Below are 18,264 nucleotides of genomic sequence, written 5' to 3'. Positions count from 1 at the left end.
CCGCCATATTAGACCGCGGGCTAGATTGGCGACAGCGCCGTTTTGCGCGCGTCAGAGAGGGAGTGCAGAGTGAAGCCAGTCAATGCCGGAACAGAACCACAGGGTGTGTCAGTCGGCTGGGCGCTGGCCAGCCTGTCGCTGTCGATGTTGCTGGCGTCCCTGGGCACCAGCATCGCCAACGTGGGCTTGCCGACCCTGGTGCAGGCGTTCGGGGCGAGCTTCCAGCAGGTGCAGTGGGTGGTCCTTGCCTACCTGCTGGCGATGACCGCGCTGATCGTCAGTGTCGGCCGGCTCGGCGATCTGCTGGGACGGCGACGCCTGCTGCTGGCCGGGATCCTGCTGTTCACCCTGGCTTCGATGCTTTGTGCCGTCGCCCCGACACTAGGGATGCTGATCGCCGCCCGGGCCCTGCAGGGTGTTGGCGCGGCGATCATGATGGCGCTGACCCTGGCCCTGGTCGGCGAGACCGTCAGCAAGACCCGCACCGGCAGCGCCATGGGCCTGCTGGGCACGATGTCGGCGATCGGCACCGCCCTCGGCCCGTCCCTGGGCGGGGTGTTGATCGCCGGGTTCGGCTGGCAGGCGCTGTTCCTGGTCTGTGTGCCCTTGGGCGGGCTGACCTGGGCGCTGGCTTATCGGTACCTGCCGGCCGCTGGTCAGGCGCGAGACTTTGAACGAGGCGCTTTCGATCCACTGGGCACCTTGCTGATGGCCTTCACATTGCTGGCCTACGGGCTGGCCATGACCTTGGGGCGCGGCCACTTTGGTTTGCTCAACGCTGGGCTGCTGTTGGTAGCGCTGCTGGCGGCCGGCGTGTTTCTGCGGGTGGAAGCGCGGGTGGCCGCGCCGCTGATACGCCTGGCGCTGTTTCGCGACGCGGCCTTGAGCGGCAGCCTGGCCATGAGCGCGCTGGTTTCGACGGTGATGATGGCGACGTTGGTGGTCGGGCCTTTTTACCTGGCCCACGGGCTCGGGCTGGAAACCTTTGCGGTGGGCCTGGCGATGTCGCTTGGCCCTTGTGTCACTGCATTGAGCGGCGTGCCGGCCGGGCGTATCGCCGATCGTTTTGGCGTGCGGCCGATGATCCTCGCCGGCCTCGGCGCCATGGCCCTCGGTTGCCTGATGTTGGCATTGCTGCCAACGAGCCTGGGTGTTGGCGGTTACCTGGGGCCCATGGTTATCACCACCCTGGGTTATGCAACGTTTCAGACCGCCAACAACACCGCGGTGATGAGTGAGGTGGGCGGGGAGCAACGTGGAGTGATTTCCGGCCTGCTCAACCTGTCGCGCAACCTCGGGCTGATCACCGGTGCCTCGCTGATGGGCGCGGTATTCGCCGCGGTGGCCGGTGATCTCAGCACAGCAAGCGCCGAGGCTGTCGCCAGCGGTATGAGTTTCACCTTCGCCCTGGCCGCGGGGCTGCTGGTCATGGCATTGTCTATTGCACTGGCCAGCCAGCTGCGTGGAGGGCGGACGGTGGATTCGACGGCTTAGCCCGGAGGTTGCATCAGCAAAAGCCTGACCACCGCAAACATCTTCTGTAGGAGCGAGGCTTGCCCGCGATGACGGACCCTGGTTCGACGCGAGAAGTGGGTTGCATGTAATGGCCCCATCGCGGGCAAGCCTCGCTCCTACAGAGGCGTGGCGGGGAGAGGCCCGCGATTGCGCGGGGCAATCGCGGGCCGTTGCTGGTCCGGCGACTTTACTGAGCGCTCTCGACGTTCACCGCATCGTTGTTGGTGCCTTTCCTGACGGTGCCGTTGGTGGTTGGGCAATTGGGCTTGTAGGTGCCGACAATGGTGTAGTTGCGTTCCAGGTTGTCGTTCTGGCAGCGCTCGCGGCGGGCGTAACCCAGATTGATCGGATCGTAGCGGGCCTCGGGTTCGCGCTGAGGATGAGGCGCCGCCAACCGCGGGATATCCATCCTCTGGAACACGCTGGCATGGACCTTGTCTCGTTCCACCGGTTTGCGGCGAATCAGCCCGGCTTCCTTGTAGGCGGAGCTGATCAGGTATTTGGCATCGTGGAATTCATCGTGCAGCGGACCACCGACGCACGCGGCCGGCCAACGGGTGCTATTGGCGAACAGGCCGTCGCTCTCGAGGTTATTCAGCATCCAGCGCAGCGGGATGGTTTCCAGCCCCTGGCCACCCTTGGCATAAGGGCTTTCACCGCACCCGGCGGCATCTGGATCATTGAGGTAACCACCCCCTACATCCGCATGGACGCCGGGAAACCATACTTCTTCCAATACCTGTGATTTCGTTTGCGGCAGGCCGAAGCGCAGCAGGCGGAACGACGCCCTTTGTTCATCCAGGGACATGGCGTGGTAACCGCGCTCGGCATACAGCTCCAGGCGGTGCTCGTCGGGCTCTTCCTTCAGCTTGGCACCCACTGCCGGTACGGTGTCGAATACACCGATGACTTTGACCACGACCTGCTTCTCGTTTTGATCCTTGGGTTCCTCTCCGTAGACCAGGATGTTGTGGCGCTTTCGATATTCTTTCACCAGACCTCGTAGATCGTCATCGAAGCCAGGCACTCCATCGTTTCTCGACTTGTAGATGTCGTACATGCCCTTGACCATGTTGTGCATATGGCCGGTCCAGCCCCATAGGGTACTGTCGTCGCGAGCATCGGCTTTCAGTTTCTTGGGCAGGCCGGCTATTTCGATGAAGCCATTCAAGGAGCGTGCGGTGAAGGCGCCGCGGCTGAAACCGAAGATATAGATCTCGTCGCCGGGTTTGTAAGCCTCGGTTAGGAAGCGGTAAGCCTGGCGGATGTTCAGGCTTACACCGCTGCCGAACACTGAGCCGAAGGGCGTGGTGATACTGGTGGCTACGCCCTTGTCATAATAGGGAATGACCCTGGCCCCGTTCCTGGCTTGTTCAAGCGCCTGGTTGTACATGCGCCAGATATTGGTGTTGTCCTTTTTGGTGTTCTCGGTGCCGTCGAGTAGCACCACCAGCTTTCTGGAGCCTTGGTCGCTGTACAGGCAGTTGTTGAGCAGTTGCCAGCGTTTACGGATTCTGAAATAACCGTCTTCGACGTCGTTGACGTTGAAACCTTCTTTACAGGCGGGTACCTGCGCGAGTTTTGGGGTTGTCCGGACTTTCGCCAGCAATTGATAGTCAATGTTCCGCGTGGTTTGCAGTTTCAGCACGCTGTTGTTGGTTGTGGAGCAAGCGCAGAGGAGTGTCAGACTCAACAGAAGAGCGATGCGCATATCGAAGGTCTCCATGACCGGATACGGATGGCGTGGCAATGCAGCCGATCGAGGCAGGTGAGCGAGCTCCGCTGGCTGCTCAAGTGAACCTAGCTGAAGGTGATCAAAATGCCATCAGTGGGTCGGGATCAGGTTCCCCTGAGCGACGCCAGCGCCATGACAGTGCTCAGCCCGCGCTTTCCCCCGCCAGCAACGCACTGTAAGCCCGCAACCGCTGCACGAACTCACTCACCGAACCCTGGGGCACATAGGCCTGCTTGAGAAAGAACGCGGCGTACTCGGCCATCCCCGGCTCAGCCGCCGACAGCAGCTGCGCATGTTCCTCCAGGGTGGTCGGCCAGCCGCGTTCCTGTTCGCCGCGCAGCAGGTTGGCCGAGCGTAGCGCCTTGCGCGCCGCGGCCCGTTGCAGGCGTTGTTGCTGTAAAGGTTCGCGGCTTTGTTCCAGCTGCTGCGCGTAACCTTCCAGCACCTGGGGGAAGTCGCCATTCAGCGCCAGGGCGATGGTGCGGCTCGGGCGGAAGGGCTCGAAGCGCAGCCCCAGGTCATTGCCCCAGATGCAGCGGCACTGATGCTTGAGCCAGAAACCCCAGCGGTAGCGATTGTCAGGCGCCAACACCTCGCTGAGCACGCCGATATCGAAATCGATCTTCGACACTTCCGGGTGCCGCGCCTCCAGCTCCCGCCGAGTTTCCTCCAGTCGCTGGCGCTCCTCGGGGCTCGGCGCCCAGGCCAGCACCAGGGTCACATCCAGGTCGGAGGTGCCCGGCTGCGCATCGCCACGGGCCACGCTGCCGTACAGGTACAGGCCGTCGAGCAGCGCCGGAAAACGCCGCGAGAGCATCGCACAGAGCTCATCCACCAGAGGGCTGAACACCGGTTGCAACGGCTGGTCGGGCAGGGACTGGATAAAACCTTCGGCGTCGACGCCTGGGTACTGCGACATGGTGATCTCGATGGGGCGATGGCGATGAAAACAGCCCGGGCCAGGCGGGCGGTTGGCAGACAGTCTGGCTGACTTCAGGGATCGCGCAAGCCGGCGCGGTTCAGCGCCACGGCTATCACGAGTCGAGGCTCGCCAGATCGTTACCCCGTGGCGTCGGCGACTCGCCGCTGATGGCGCACAGCAAGGCGCTGATGGTTTCCCCCTCGACCGTGCCACGTTCTTGCAGCAGGTCCGCCAGCGCGCCGACCGCCGGCCAGTAGCGGTGCACCAGGCAGCTGGCGCGGGCCAGGGCCCGGGATTCGGCGTCGAGCAGCTTGCGCGGCGGCAGCAGGCTGATCAACTCGTGACCGCGGCTCAGGTCGCCGCGGCCGCTGCCCCTGATCAGCCTGTCGGATCGGCCATGGCGGTAGATCGCTTCGGCCACCGGGCCGGCAAAGCAATGCAGCAGGTCGCGCTCGATGGCCTCGACCATCGACGGCAGGTATTCGGCAATTCCCGGGGCATCGAAGGCGGGACGCGGGACCAGGTAATCGGCCTCCACCAAACCTTCTACATAATGCGCGGTGCCACGCAGATCGAGCATCGGACCAGCGGCCGCTTCGGCCCTGGTGCGTACGGTGATGCGCGCGATCGTCTGACCGTTCCACCAGAAGGCCAGGGCGTGGCCGGCTTCGTGGATGGCCGTGCAACGCGGGCGCTGGTTCATGGTCTTCTCCCGTGCTGGGCAGGCTTGGGGCGTGACGAAAACGCGTCAGGCGCCGGAAAGCAGGCGACCCCGCAGGCGCTGTTCCTATCATTGGCTGCAACTGCCCAGGCCGGATAAAAGCTTGTTCCTATCAACAAGCAATAGTCCGGCTATTAGCGATCCGCCACAGAGGGTCTAGCCTTAATTCAGCGTCGGCATGAGCCGGCCGGATGAGACCTGATCAAGAGATAACGAAGAACGAGTCAGAAGCGTACTGGGCTTACCGTGGGCCACCGTCCTGGCAACTTGCTTGCCACTCTCCAGCAGCCTGTGGCCACAACCATCAGTTAAGCGAACTGTGAGCCCTGCAACCTATGTCATTGCTTTCGCCTGTCGCTATTCAGCGCCCGCCCGGGCCGGATAGCTGGATGAATACGACCAAAGGTAGCTCCTCATGGCAAACGAATCGAAATGCCCGTTCAACCACGCCGCTGGCGGTGGTGTAACCAACCGCGACTGGTGGCCGAACCAACTGAACCTGAAGATCCTGCACCAGCACTCGTCCTTGTCCGACCCCATGGGCGAGGACTTCAACTACGCCGAAGCCTTCAAAAGCCTGGACTTCCAGGCCCTGAAACAAGACCTGCACGCGCTGATGACCGACTCCCAGGACTGGTGGCCCGCCGACTTCGGCCACTATGGGCCGCTGTTCATCCGCATGGCCTGGCACAGCGCCGGTACCTACCGCACCGGTGACGGGCGCGGCGGCGCCGGTTCCGGCCAGCAGCGTTTCGCGCCGCTCAACAGTTGGCCGGACAACGTCAGCCTGGACAAGGCGCGCCGCCTGCTATGGCCGATCAAGCAGAAGTACGGCCGCAACATCTCCTGGGCCGACCTGATCGTCCTCGCCGGCAACGTCGCCCTGGAATCCATGGGCTTCAAGACCTTCGGTTTTTCCGGCGGTCGCCCGGACGCCTGGGAGCCGGATGAAGATGTCTACTGGGGCGCCGAAAGCACCTGGCTGGGGGGCGATACCCGCTATGGCAAGGGGCCGGGAGCCCCCGCCGCCGAGCCGGGGCGCAACCTGGAGAACCCGCTGGCCGCGGTGCAGATGGGCCTGATCTATGTGAATCCGGAAGGCCCCGAAGGCAACCCGGACCCGGTCGCGGCGGCGGTGGACATCCGCGAAACCTTCGCCCGCATGGCGATGAACGACGAAGAAACCGTGGCCCTGATCGCCGGCGGCCACGCCTTCGGCAAGACCCACGGCGCCGGGCCCGCCAGCAATGTCGGCGCCGAGCCCGAAGCCGCTGGCCTGGAGCTGCAGGGCCTGGGCTGGAAAAGCACCTTCGGCAGCGGCAAGGGCGCCGACGCCATCACCAGCGGCCTGGAAGTGACCTGGACCACCACGCCCACCCGCTGGAGCAACAACTACCTGGAAAACCTGTTCGGCTTCGAGTGGGAGCTGACCAAGAGCCCGGCGGGGGCGCACCAGTGGACACCGAAAAACGGCGCGGGCGCCGGCACCATCCCGGATGCCCACGACCCGTCCAAGCGGCGCAACCCGACCATGCTGACCACCGACCTGTCGCTGCGCTTCGACCCGATCTACGAACCGATCTCGCGGCGCTTCCTGGCGAACCCCAACCAGTTGGCCGACGCCTTCGCCCGCGCCTGGTACAAGCTGATCCACCGCGACATGGGCCCGCTTTCACGTTATCTGGGCCCGGAAATGCCCAACGAGGAACTGCTGTGGCAAGACCCGGTCCCCGCAGTCGACCACCCCCTGGTCAATCACGGCGATGTTGCCACCCTCAAGAGCAAACTGTTGGCCTCGGGCCTGTCGGTGTCCCAGCTGGTATCGACCGCCTGGGCGGCGGCCTCCAGCTTCCGTGGCTCCGACAAACGCGGCGGCGCCAATGGCGGGCGCCTGCGGCTGGCCCCGCAAAAGGACTGGGCGGCCAACCAGCCGACGCAACTGGCGACGGTGCTGCAAACCCTGGAAGACATTCAGCGCGACTTCAACAGCGCGCAAACCGGCGGCAAGAAAGTCTCCCTGGCCGACCTGATCGTGCTGGCCGGCAGCGCCGGCATCGAACTGGCGGCGAAAAATGCCAGGCTCAATATCACTGTGCCGTTCACCCCGGGCCGCACGGATGCCAGCCAGGATCAGACGGACGTCCAGTCCTTCGCTCACCTCGAACCTATCGCCGATGGTTTCCGTAACTATCTCAAGGGCCACTACCGCGTACCCGCCGAGGCCCTGCTGGTGGACAAGGCCCAACTGCTGACCCTCACCGCACCGGAAATGACCGCGCTGATCGGCGGCCTGCGCGTGCTCGACATCAACGTCGGCCATACCCCCCACGGCGTCTTCACCCTGCGCCCGGGCGCGCTGAGCAACGACTTCTTCGTCAACCTGCTGGACATGGGCGTGGAATGGAAACCGCTGTCCGACGCCCAGCAAGAGTTCGAAGCCCGCGACCGCAAGACCGGCCAAATCAAATGGACCGGCACCCGCGTCGACCTGGTCTTCGGCTCCAACGCCCAACTGCGGGCATTGGCCGAGGTCTATGCCAGCGCGGATGCGCAGGAGCAGTTTGTGAAGGACTTCGTCGCGGCCTGGGTCAAGGTGATGAATCTGGATCGGTTTGATTTGAGGTGAGGAGGCTTTGAGGTCTGGAAGTGAAAGCCCTCGACCTGAGTGTTCGGGTTGGGGCTTCAGGCTCGGAGTAGAAGCTGCATAAGCCATTCGTGTGTCTGAAGAACCGTGACGCCTCCCATTGTGGAGGCGTTTTTTTGTCTGCCGACGGGGAGGGCACAGGGACTGTTCGCCAGGTGGAGACTGCCTGGGCATTTCGAGAAGGGGGATGGTATCTCCGCTTCTGGTTGCTCAAGTGCATTCGAGATGATCAGGATCAAGTTCCCTTACTGCAATTTTGGATAATTCCTACACCCACTCCTTTGTCTCTTTGGCTATGGTGATGAGCCTGGTATTGGGACAGCTCATGTGACGGTCATACCCCCGCGCAGAGTTGTCCGGGGGGACGAGGCAGGGGTACTGAAGCCCGGTTTCGAGAGAGTGAAGGCAGTGTGCTATCTCTCTGGTCCAAGGTTGACCGGTGCGCGTTTTTGCAAATAGGCTGCTGCCCTGACGAGTTGCCCGGGCAGGCCAATACGGCTGGATCATTGAGTCATCTCCAGATCCGATTCAGCTATCAGTCCAGGTATCACAAGGTGTGGTTGAGGCTTGGCATCTGGATGCCTCAATACGTTGACCAAGGATAAGTCATATGCGTCAAAGGGATTTGAGATTCACCTTCTCCGTGCTGTCCGGCCGGATGGAGTTCGAGGTCGTAGAGTTCACCCTGGAAGAAGCCATTAGCGAGCCTTATCGGCTGACGCTCGAACTGGCCAGTGACAACCCCTCCATCGATTTTGCCCAGGTCCTCGATCAGCCGGCGTTGCTGACCATCTGGCAAGGCACCACGGCTGTTCGTTATGTCCACGGTCTGGTCTCCAGCTTCACCCAGGGCAAAACCGGCTTTCGTCGTACCCGCTACCGCGTGGTGGTCGAGCCGCAGCTTGCCCGGCTTGGCCTGAGTTCCGACTGGCGCATCTTCCAGCAGAAAAGCGTGCCCGAAATACTCAAGTCGGTGTTGGCCGAGCACGGCATCCTGGACTATCAGCAGAACACCCATACCGAGCACCTGCCTCGCGAATACTGTACCCAGGCGGGGGACACCGACCTTTACTGGTTCGACCGGCTTTCTACGGAAGAAGGCTTGTTCTACTACTTCAAATCCGACGCGACTTCTCACAGGCTGATCCAGAGCGACAAACTCTACGTCCAGGAACGCATCTCGGGTGAGCCGGTGCTGTACAGCGTACAGCCGGCTGGCGATGCCACGCAGCCGGTGCTGTATGCGTTCAGTTACACGGAAAACGTCCGCACGGCCGAACAGACCCAGCGTGACTACACCTTCAAGCGTCCGGCGTTCAACCAGCAACAGCGCCTGGTCGGCGAGGACCTGGAACACCAGGCTCCGCACTATGAACGTTATGACTATCCAGGACGCTACAAGGCCAGCGCAGCAGGCAAACCCTTCACCGAAAACCGACTGCGCGGTCACCGTCGAGATGCCCAGATGGCCATGGTCGAAGGTGACGATCCGCGCCTGATTCCAGGCCTTTCCTTCCAACTGATGGGCCACCCCCGGGAAGACTTCAACCGCTGGTGGCGATCGGTCCGAATCACCCACAGAGGCGTGCAGCACGCCAGCCAGCAAGAAGAGTCCGCCGACGCTGAAATGGGTGTGAGCTACGACTTCACCGCCGAGATCATTCCCGAGCAAATGGAGTGGCGCCCGGAGCCTCTGCCCAGGCCTCGTATCGACGGGCCGCAGATCGCCAGCGTGGTGGGCCCGGAAGGCGAGGAGATCCACACCGACGAGTTTGGCCGGGTAAAGGTCCAGTTCCCCTGGGACCGCGAAGGCAAGGACAACGAGTTCAGCTCCTGCTGGATCCGCGTCTCGCAAAACTGGGCCGGTGCTGACTGGGGCCATATGGCGATTCCGCGAATTGGCCAGGAAGTCATAGTCGACTACCTCGATGGCGACTGTGACCAACCGATCATCACGGGCCGCACTTACCGTGCGAGCAACATGCCACCGTACCAACTGCCGAATCACAAGATCCTCAGCACCATCAAGAGCAAGGAATACAAAGGCAGCCGTGCCAACGAACTGCGCATCGACGACACCACCAAGGAGATCAGTGCCGCGCTGATGAGCGATCACGGCAGTACCGCGCTGCACCTGGGGTACCTGACTCACCCCCGTCCCGACGGTGGCGCGCCACGGGGTGAAGGCTTCGAGTTGCGTACTGACGAGCATGGTGCGTTGCGCGCGGCCAAGGGGCTGCTGCTCAGCACTGAAGAGCAGTTGAATGCCAATGGTGGTCATCTGAGCCGTGTCACTGCTGTTCAGGTATTGGAGGCAGCTTTACAACTGGCCAAGGAACTGGGTGACTACGCTGCAGATCATGAGGGTGTTGGTCATGATACCGAGCCTCAGAAAACTCTCAGCAAAGCTGTTCGTGACCTTGGGCACGGAGCCAACGACGAAGCGGACAAGACCAATGGCGGTAAACCAGCCATTGCGTTGAGTGGCCAAGCTGGGATCGCGGCGGTGTCTCCCAACAGTGTCACACTGGCGGCCGGTGAACATATCGACAGCGTGGCCCAGCAGAACCAACAGCTGACCTCGGGGCAGAAGTTCGTAGTCAACGCCGGCACGGATTTGGGGCTGTTCGCCCAGAGCGGCGAGATACGACACATCGCCCACCAAGGATTGATGCTGCTGCAGGCCCAGAAGAACAACATTCGTCTGGAGGCGGATCAGAGCGTGGAGGTCAGTGCGAGCAACCAACATGTACTGATTTCCGCTAAGGAACATATCACGCTGATGTGTGGTGGTGCCTACCTCACACTCAAAGGGGGCAACATCGAACTGGGCATGCCGGGTAACTTTACCGTCAAGGCGGCCAAGCACAGTCTCGTCGGACCGGCACACGCGTCCACCACCTTCAATACCTGGTCCCAGACACCTTTTAATGAGCGTGTTCGCGTGGTGCGCAACGGCAAGCCGCTACCCAATTATCGTTATGCGCTCACGCGTAGTGATGGCGCTAGGTTAGAAGGCATCACTGATGGTGACGGTTGGGCTGAAATGCAGCAGAGCCTCACGACAGAAGGTTATGAGTTCCACCTGCTTGGCCCTGGTGAGACATGAGCCTCATGCAAATCCGGATTTTCGAAAAAGCCCGAGTCATGAGTGAATACAGTGAAATAAGGCAGGGAGAGCCGAATGAGTGAGCCAACAAGGCCAGTGCCTACCCAGATTGGGCCAGATGGAAACGTGACTGCTCGTGTGACTATGAGCCCTACAGCTAACAATGTTCGTGCTGAGGTCCACGCTCCTCCAGATCATGCCATCCCGGTCATTTTTGTACCCGGCATCATGGGCAGCCCTTTGCTGGCGACGGGAGCTAACGCTCGCATCATGGGCAACGACAATCGATGGGCGTGGTTTCCCGACGATATCAAGGGCTGGATGGTTGGGGTCACGAAATGGAAAAGCTATACCAGTTTGTCGCCAATAGAGCGTAAACAACTGCTTGACCCACAGCTAACTCGTGCACTGTCAAATCCTCAGGATGCTGACCTCAAAACGGTGCGGAAATTCGTCAGCATGATTCCACCAGAAGAGGCAAGAAATCGCGGCTGGGGGTCAGTATCGTTGGACTCCTATGGAAGTATCCTCGACTTTCTTGAGGTCCATCTACGCTACATTCTGACCTCTGAGGGCAAGCCATTCCCGGGTATCGTTGCAGATACAGTTTCGACTTGGGGGGAACTCAAGGGCTACAGCCCACTAAAAGTGGAAGGGCTGAAGGTCGCGGCAGAGTTTCGTTACCCTGTGTATGCGGTAGGTTACAACTGGCTCAACTCCAACTCCCAGGCAGCTGATTATCTTGCTAGTCGAATTCAGGCCGTTCTGGAACGATGCCGAAACGAGCTGGGTGTTAAGTGTCAGCATGGTGTGATTCTGGTCACTCACTCCATGGGTGGGCTGGTGGCGCGCATGTGTGCCAAACGTAACCCCAACTTGATCCAAGGAGTGGTACATGGTGTCCAACCGGCCATTGGAGCAGCGACGGCCTACCGTCGGGTTCGTGCCGGATGGGAAGATATTGCCGGTGCTGTTGGGCTTGGCGGTACAGGCCAAAAGATCATGCCTGTTTTTGCCAATGCTGCGGGGCCTCTAGAGTTGCTGCCTAACCAACGTTATGGCACAGGATGGTTACGTGTCACCTGTAACGGCAGAGAGTTATTTCAATTACCGGCAGGACCAGATCCATACACACAGATTTACTTGAAGAAGAAAGCATGGTGGAGGCTGATGGATGCCGCCTGGATAAATCCTATCGGAAACTTATCACCCGCTACTCTGGTTAGTGCATGGAGTAACTATGAAAAGATGCTTGGTCAGGCAAAATCTTTTCACTCTGCGCTAGGAAACTATTATCACCCTAATAGCTTTGTACATTACGGAGCAGACAGCAACCACCAGGCATTCAACCGAGTTACTTGGAAGCTTAGTCCCGGTGTGATCCCCTCTCATAAGCCGGGTTTGCCCGCTACACCTGCTCCGACACCCTCACGCGAGCATGCCATTGCCTTACGCTTGAGGAGTGAAAATCATGAGGGACGAGTTTGGATGATCAACGATCTCAGCGAGCAGCAGATGATTAATCAATATGGTGTCGGAATCATTCATAACACACTTGGAGATGGTTACTCCGCGGATATTCAGGAGCAAGATCAGGCGGGGGACGGTACTGTTCCGGCACACGCTGCTGAAGATGCTGCTGAACAAGCCGTATTTGCTGCCCGCATGACTGGTTATGATCACCAAGGCTCTTATAAGAATCGTAACGTACAGAATCTAACTCTGTATTCGATTCTAAGAATAGGTGCTACTGCCAAGAAGTTGTCAGCATGATCGCGAGACGTCATCTACTATTTATCGTCATTTTTATCTCGATATTGGGAGTCTGCGCCTACGGTTGGCGTTACTGGCGACTATCCCATTTTGAGCGGAGCCATGTCATGAGTGAACTGACTCAAAATATGCATACGTACTGCGTCGGACGGATGCTGATCGATTTACCAGCAGGAACTACCTGGAAGCCTCAAGTCAGTGGTGCGCAGCTAGGCAACATGACACTTTCCGTGACCACGGGGGTCAGCCGGCCGCAGTATGAGGAGTTAGTAGATAAACGTTGGCAAGAAGTGCAGGCGTTCAAGGCCGATAACAATGGTAAGGCCTATCTGCGACCATCTGAGCGTATCACCACCGCTGATGGCGGAGCGGTTTTTGCCTATGAGTTTGAACATGTAGAGGGGCTGGCTGAGGATGATGAGACTGTTATTCAACAGCTCTTTCATCAGGCCGAAGGTTATCTGTGGCGCGATGGTACGCTGTTTAAAATCACTCCATCACTCAACAGTAAAGACGCCATTCAGAAACTGTTTCCTCGACTGCATGCCCGTGCAACAGACGAAATACCCAGTCGCCCGGGCTTATGTCTGAGCGGGGCTTTTGTTGATGGGGCCTACGATCTTGCTCGCGGCGAACAGGAAGACATCAGTTGGGCGTTTGAGCTGCCTCGTAATCTTGGTGTGGTAGTCAGGCAGGCGATGGTATGGAAGCCAGGACAGTCCGTACTTGAACGACGCCGTGAGGCAGACAATGAAAATGCGGGGTTGATTGCTCGTATGTTGGCCGAGCCAGGAGTTGTCGCTGGACGTCATGAATATCGAGCGGCGAAACGTATCGTTGGAGATCTGGCCGGAGAGGAATACGTCATGGGCGGTACTGAAGGAGACAGTCCGCAAGAGTTCAAGACCAACATCGGTGGTGAATGGGACTTTGTTGGACGAGGGGCTCCGGCACCATTGCCCAGCATTAATATCGCTATGGACACTACCTATCTGACGTCACGAAAACCGTCATCGCTAGGTAGCTTTCCTGACTCAGAGGATGTGGCCGGCGGTCCAACCGAAGCTGAGTTTTTCGAGGTCTGGGACGCCATAATCGATAGCCTTCGCTTCCGCCCTGGAGCCCTGACACCACCGCCGGCAGGTGGGAAGCCCCTCAACGGTCCTGCCGGACCCGGTCCGGTGACGTCCATCCATAGCGGTAAGCCGGGAACAGATGATTACGCTCTAGAGGAGTTTCTGGCTGGGCTCTCATCGCCTCAGAACTGGATGGATAAATTGTAGGGCAGCGTGATGACTTGAATTGAGCAAGACGCTTTAGCGTTTACATGGATGGAAATGCAATGCCCAAACCAGTTTCTGGCCTGATAAAGCCGGATCATTCTCTACTGATTGTGTGGTCAGTACTTATCGCTTTCTTTGGCTTGTTGATCATGTTGCTGCGGATTGCGCAGCAAAATTACATGATGGCTATTGGGGTGGTCTGGGCCGTGAACGGTCTGACGATGGTACTGCATGCGCTGTATTGGCGACGTTATGGTTTGTCCAAAGGCTGCAAGGTCGCTGTCGTGATCCAGGGCGTGCTTACAATCGCGCCGCTGTTGTTCGGAGAGCTCGGGCTGCTAATGATTTTCTTCATGTTCGGTGGAGAGCTTCGTTATTGGTAGTGCACCGATGTGGCAGTTAACTCATCTCGGACTCCCCGCGACGGAGTCACTAAACGTCTGAACATTGCAGCAGAAGTGGAACAATCCAAAGGAGCAGATATGGACATCGTCCGAGACGATGAGAGCCGCAGTGACAACGGCCGGCTCCACCGAGACTTGCTGTCGGTTGTCGAAGTCCTCCAGCAGTTAGAAGACTCATGATGCGCGTGCACCGGCTCTTCACTGTGCTTGGCATCGTCGCCTTGACTGGGATAACCAGTTGCACATCCTTTCCTTCTTCTCGGGACCCCGCCATGGACAAGACCGGGTGGATTACCCATTGCTTTGGCAGGTTCTTGATTGATTTGCCGCCCCAAGCGGAAGTCAGGGCGGGGTATTACTTGCGTGGGCAGGTTATTGAGCCACTAAGGGACGATCTCGCTGCACTCACATCCAGGATCGATCAGCACGAGCAGCAGCTTAAACGGCAGCAGCATGATGCGAAGGGAAGCATGTTTGTGCGCCGGTATGACCTGAGCAGAGGTTCAACCGGGATATTGTCTTGGGCTTCCGATGCCAGCATCGAGTCGTATTACCTGTACGCCTATGCTGTTTCAGAACCGGTGTGGCAGCCTTATTACTGGAGGATTGAGATGGAGCCAGACCGCGAGCCTCGTGGCATTGAGGTCGCGAAGAATCTGGTACGCGATCTTCGCTCCCGCGAACCCAATGAAATTCCCACCGAGCCGGGATTTTGTATGGATCGTGGCTATATCGCAGGCAGTCACTTCCAGAGCGAGCGTTTCGATATCGGTGTGACTTTCCCGGATCATCCCGGTGCTCATTTCGAATTCACGTCCAGCACCGGTGCCGAAGAGGATCGCCTGCTGGATCGGGTGGGTGGTTTCCTGGCAGGTGCCGCCAGGACTGTTTCGGGTATCGAGACCCTGCGCAAAAGAGAGCGGGGTGGTCCGGTTCCCGCTGACGAGTACCTGTTGGCTGGTACCGACAAGGGACAACGTATCTATACGTTCGCCTGGGAGGCCCAGGGCAAAGATGGCTCTATCACCGAACCAAATATATCTGCTGCGCTTGGCGTAACCGAACGTAGCTCCGACAGCAGCGGCAAGCTGCCAGCGCCTCCATTCAAGTCAGACCGGGAAGCGTTGGAGTTATGGGACACCATCATTGACTCCGTCCGCTTGCGCCCAGTGTCTTCTGCTCCGCGTGGTAGTAACGCCGGCAGCCCCTCTCCGGCTGCCCCAGCGGGGAGTACTAAGGCGGTGGATGACGATTACGCCATCGAGAAATTCCTGGCCGACCTGAAGCCGAGCAACAACTGGATGGATGAGTTGTAAGAGCTTAGTAGGCATCAGGACTTGTTGTGGCAGAGGGCACTTGCCTCTCTGGGTCATCGCTCTTCACACCCGACATTTATCCTTCGATGGGCATAAAGCCTGTCGAGGGAGAAGTGTCTGGTAGGGCAACGGAAAAGGAACAGGTGTGGACATCATTCGAGACGATGAGAACCGCAGGGGTAACAACCGGTTTAGCCAAGACTTGCCATCGATTGTCAAAGTCCCTTTGTGGTCTGCTCAGAGGACAGGCTGGGTAGAAGATTCATGATGCGTATGCATCAGCTCTTCACGGTTCTGGGCATCGTCGCCCTGACCGGTATAACCAGTTGCGCATTACTTCCTTCTTCTCGGAACCCCTCCATGGACAAGACCGGGTGGATCACGCATTGCTTTGGCAGATTTCTAATTGATTTACCACCCCAAGCGGAAGTTAGAGCGGGGTACTACCTCTGGGGCGATAACATCGAAGCGCTCGACGAAACACCAGTCACTCTGGCTGCCAGGGTTGATCAGCGTGAGCAAGAACTGAAGGCACAACCACATAGAAGGCAACAAGGTAGCCTGTTTCTTCGCCGACTAGACCTTGGGGGGAACTCGACAGGGCTGCTTTCCTGGAAATCCAATGCCAGCACAGCGATGTATCTATTGGATGCTTACGCTATTTCCAGACCGACATGGCGTGCTTACCGGTGGATGGGAGGCGTATCGACGGATCGTGAACCGCAGGGCATTGAAAGTGCCACTTCTCTAGCCCACAGCCTACGTTCTCGCGAAGCCAATGAAATTCCTTCAGAGCCTGGCTTTTGTATTGAGCGAGCCTATATCGCGGGTAACAGCTTTCAAGGAGAGCGGTTCGATATTGGCGTAACTTTTCCTGAGTATCCTGGGGCTCATTTCGAGTTCACCTCCAGCACCGGAGCCGAAGGAGATCGCCTGCTGGATCGGGTGAGTGGTTTCCTGGCAGGTGCCGCCAAGATGGTGTTAGGGATCGAGACCCTGCGCAAAAGAGAACGTGGCGGCGAGGTTCCAGCCGATGAATACCTGTTGGCCAGTACTGACAAGGGCCAGCGCATCTATACGTTCGCCTGGGAAGCCCAGGGTAAAGATGGCTCGATCACCGAACCAAACATCTCAGCCGCGCTTGGCGTACTCGAACGTAGCCCCGACAGCAGCGGCAAGCTGCCGGCGCCGCCATTCAAGTCAGACAGAGAGGCGCTGGAGTTATGGGACACCATCATTGACTCCGTGCGCCTGCGTCCGGTGTCTTTGCGTGACGGTAATACAGGAAATTCCTGAATACTTATCCTTCGGGAGGCTCAACGCCCAAAGAGGGAGAAGTGTTTGTAGTACAACGGAAAAGGAACAGACATGGACATCATTCGACTCGGCGATTCCACCAGCCACGGCGGCACTGTGATTGAAGCGTTCAACCAAACCGACCTGAACGGCAAACCCATGGCCGGCGTCGGGCACAAGGTCACATGCCCTTTATGTAAAGGCGTGTTTCCTATTTCCGAGGGCAGCGCACTGCTGGATGTTGGCGGTGTTCCGGTGGCGCTGCATGGAATGAAAACCGCCTGTGGGGCCAGCCTGATCGCCAGCGGTCCGAAAGGAGACGCTGAGAGTTAGTCAGGTAGAGGGTGGTGTTTTTTGTTTGCCCGAGGGGAGGGCGTAGTGATCGTTCGGTGGGTACAGATTGCTGACGTTTCGGGTGGCGTAAGTGGGGACCTGCTGCTTGAGAGATGGACATAAACAGCGACGGTTTTAAGGTTGTTCGCTACCACTCAAAAACCTAGTCTGTCCCTGTCGCTGCAAAATCAGCGATCGGGTCTGATAACCCGGTAAGATGCAGGCGCACAAGCGCCCGTCACCACAATTGCAGGCGCATTTTTGTGTCCGTCTTTTCGTGTAATGGCGGCTGTGCGTGGGAGACCTTCGGGTCTGCCGGATTCCTGTATCTCCGGTTTATCAGCCTACGCACAGCTGCCACCCTTTCGCCTGATAACGAACATGGCAGCTCTCTTTTTGATATGGGAGGTTCAACCATGTACGCCCGTAATCTGTCTGTATTTTGCTGTCTTTCGCTTCGCCTTCATCCGCTCAATAACACCCGCTTCCTGGCTATCGCAGGAGGTACCTTATGAGCACGCTAACCCCCATCAAAACCCTGGGTTTCGTCACTTTCGGCAATTGCGCCGACCCTGAACAAACCCTGTTCCGCGTCAACGCCGACGTCCCCTTGCAGCAAGCCCTGGAGCACGCCTCGACTCTGCTGTACTACGCCAAGAAACTCGCCCTGGATGCCGCCATGGAAGAGCAGGGCGAGCGCTACGCCTGGGCTTCCCACTTTCTGGCGGAGATGGGGAAGGCGGTGATTGATGATGTTTGTCTGGGGTTAGAGGGTGGGGAAGGGCGGTGAGTTGGTTTTGATTTGAGGCTCTTTTACGTGAACCAAGAAAAACGCCGCTTATCGTGGGTGATAAGTGGCGTTTTATTGTATAGAGGGCTGCTTTCGGCCACAAACAGCCCTTGACTACCGAGCGTACATCGTCCTGGCGATGCTTACCGACCGGCTCCGGCCCGCCGCGCCAGCAACAGCACCGAAGCAGCACCCGACAACAGCACCGCGCAGCAGCGGTTGAAGATCTTCTTGCCCCGGGGCTCGGCGAACCCGCGGCTAAGCGTAGGCGCTGATGGCGATCCACTCCAGAACCAGGAACTGGGCGGGCACCGGCGCCGAAGGGGCGACGAACTGCGGCAGGAAGGCGGTGAAGATCAGGATGGCTTTCGGATTGCTGAAGCTCAGCTTGAATTCATCACGGACGGGGCGTCAGACGGTTGC

General features: G+C 58.9%; 13 protein-coding genes and 1 pseudogene. 10 read left to right on the top strand and 4 right to left on the bottom strand.

The features are described from left to right. Nucleotides 1–69: 69 nt before the first annotated feature. Entirely contained in the window at nt 70–1,494 is a 1,425-nt protein-coding gene (locus C4K38_RS21430; protein ID WP_053280090.1) for an MFS transporter, read from the top strand. A 208-nt stretch (nt 1,495–1,702) separates the two neighbouring features. On the opposite strand, the gene C4K38_RS21425 is transcribed toward C4K38_RS21430, so the two are convergent. The 3 genes from C4K38_RS21425 to C4K38_RS21415 all read right to left on the bottom strand — a co-directional run bounded on the left by C4K38_RS21425 (nt 1,703) and on the right by C4K38_RS21415 (nt 4,875). Then, complete coding sequence (locus C4K38_RS21425) at nt 1,703–3,226, bottom strand: T6SS phospholipase effector Tle1-like catalytic domain-containing protein (protein WP_053280089.1); 1,524 nt, start codon at nt 3,224–3,226, stop codon at nt 1,703–1,705. A 166-nt stretch (nt 3,227–3,392) separates the two neighbouring features. Beyond that, nucleotides 3,393–4,169, bottom strand: coding sequence for a nucleotidyltransferase domain-containing protein (locus C4K38_RS21420; protein ID WP_053280088.1), 777 nt, complete (start codon nt 4,167–4,169; stop codon nt 3,393–3,395). A 115-nt stretch (nt 4,170–4,284) separates the two neighbouring features. Further along, nucleotides 4,285–4,875 (bottom strand): hypothetical protein, encoded by a 591-nt coding sequence (locus C4K38_RS21415; protein WP_053280087.1) that lies wholly within the window; start codon nt 4,873–4,875, stop codon nt 4,285–4,287. Nucleotides 4,876–5,308: 433 nt separating this feature from the next. On the opposite strand from C4K38_RS21415, the gene katG reads away from it, so the two are divergent. The 9 genes from katG to C4K38_RS21370 all read left to right on the top strand — a co-directional run bounded on the left by katG (nt 5,309) and on the right by C4K38_RS21370 (nt 17,841). Continuing rightward, nucleotides 5,309–7,519 carry a catalase/peroxidase HPI gene (gene katG / locus C4K38_RS21410; protein WP_053280086.1) on the top strand — a complete coding sequence of 737 codons (2,211 nt, stop codon included), beginning with the start codon at nt 5,309–5,311 and terminating at the stop codon, nt 7,517–7,519. 628 nt (nt 7,520–8,147) lie between these two features. Then, on the top strand, nt 8,148–10,646 hold the full coding sequence (locus C4K38_RS21405) for a type VI secretion system Vgr family protein (RefSeq protein ID WP_053280085.1): 2,499 nt from the start codon (nt 8,148–8,150) through the stop codon (nt 10,644–10,646). A 75-nt stretch (nt 10,647–10,721) separates the two neighbouring features. Then, nucleotides 10,722–12,419, top strand: a complete 1,698-nt coding sequence (locus C4K38_RS21400) for an esterase/lipase family protein (RefSeq protein ID WP_081001560.1) — start codon at nt 10,722–10,724, stop codon at nt 12,417–12,419. Nucleotides 12,420–12,526: 107 nt separating this feature from the next. Beyond that, nucleotides 12,527–13,702, top strand: a complete 1,176-nt coding sequence (locus tag C4K38_RS21395) for a T6SS immunity protein Tli4 family protein (RefSeq protein WP_124345312.1) — start codon at nt 12,527–12,529, stop codon at nt 13,700–13,702. Between the two features lie 59 nt (nt 13,703–13,761). Continuing rightward, nucleotides 13,762–14,085, top strand: a complete 324-nt coding sequence (locus tag C4K38_RS21390) for a hypothetical protein (RefSeq protein WP_053280082.1) — start codon at nt 13,762–13,764, stop codon at nt 14,083–14,085. A 197-nt stretch (nt 14,086–14,282) separates the two neighbouring features. Continuing rightward, the gene (locus C4K38_RS21385; RefSeq protein ID WP_053280081.1) at nt 14,283–15,422 is read left to right on the top strand and encodes a T6SS immunity protein Tli4 family protein; all 1,140 of its coding nucleotides are present in this window, start codon (nt 14,283–14,285) and stop codon (nt 15,420–15,422) included. Between the two features lie 267 nt (nt 15,423–15,689). Further along, nucleotides 15,690–16,718, top strand: a complete 1,029-nt coding sequence (locus tag C4K38_RS32380) for a T6SS immunity protein Tli4 family protein (RefSeq protein ID WP_231103268.1) — start codon at nt 15,690–15,692, stop codon at nt 16,716–16,718. Between the two features lie 72 nt (nt 16,719–16,790). After that, nucleotides 16,791–17,051 carry a PAAR domain-containing protein gene (locus C4K38_RS21375; RefSeq protein ID WP_023964134.1) on the top strand — a complete coding sequence of 87 codons (261 nt, stop codon included), beginning with the start codon at nt 16,791–16,793 and terminating at the stop codon, nt 17,049–17,051. 511 nt (nt 17,052–17,562) lie between these two features. Further along, nucleotides 17,563–17,841, top strand: coding sequence for a DUF3077 domain-containing protein (locus C4K38_RS21370; protein ID WP_053280080.1), 279 nt, complete (start codon nt 17,563–17,565; stop codon nt 17,839–17,841). A gap of 143 nt (nt 17,842–17,984) precedes the next feature. On the opposite strand, the pseudogene C4K38_RS21365 reads toward C4K38_RS21370, so the two are convergent. Then, a pseudogene (locus C4K38_RS21365) lies at nt 17,985–18,243 on the bottom strand (LysE family translocator); the annotation flags it as partial. Nucleotides 18,244–18,264: the final 21 nt, after the last annotated feature.

Source organism: Pseudomonas chlororaphis subsp. piscium (genome assembly GCF_003850345.1).
Taxonomy (GTDB): domain Bacteria; phylum Pseudomonadota; class Gammaproteobacteria; order Pseudomonadales; family Pseudomonadaceae; genus Aquipseudomonas; species Aquipseudomonas piscium.
Note: the sequence above shows the minus strand (reverse complement) of the source record. Positions and strands in the feature narration are given on the sequence as shown.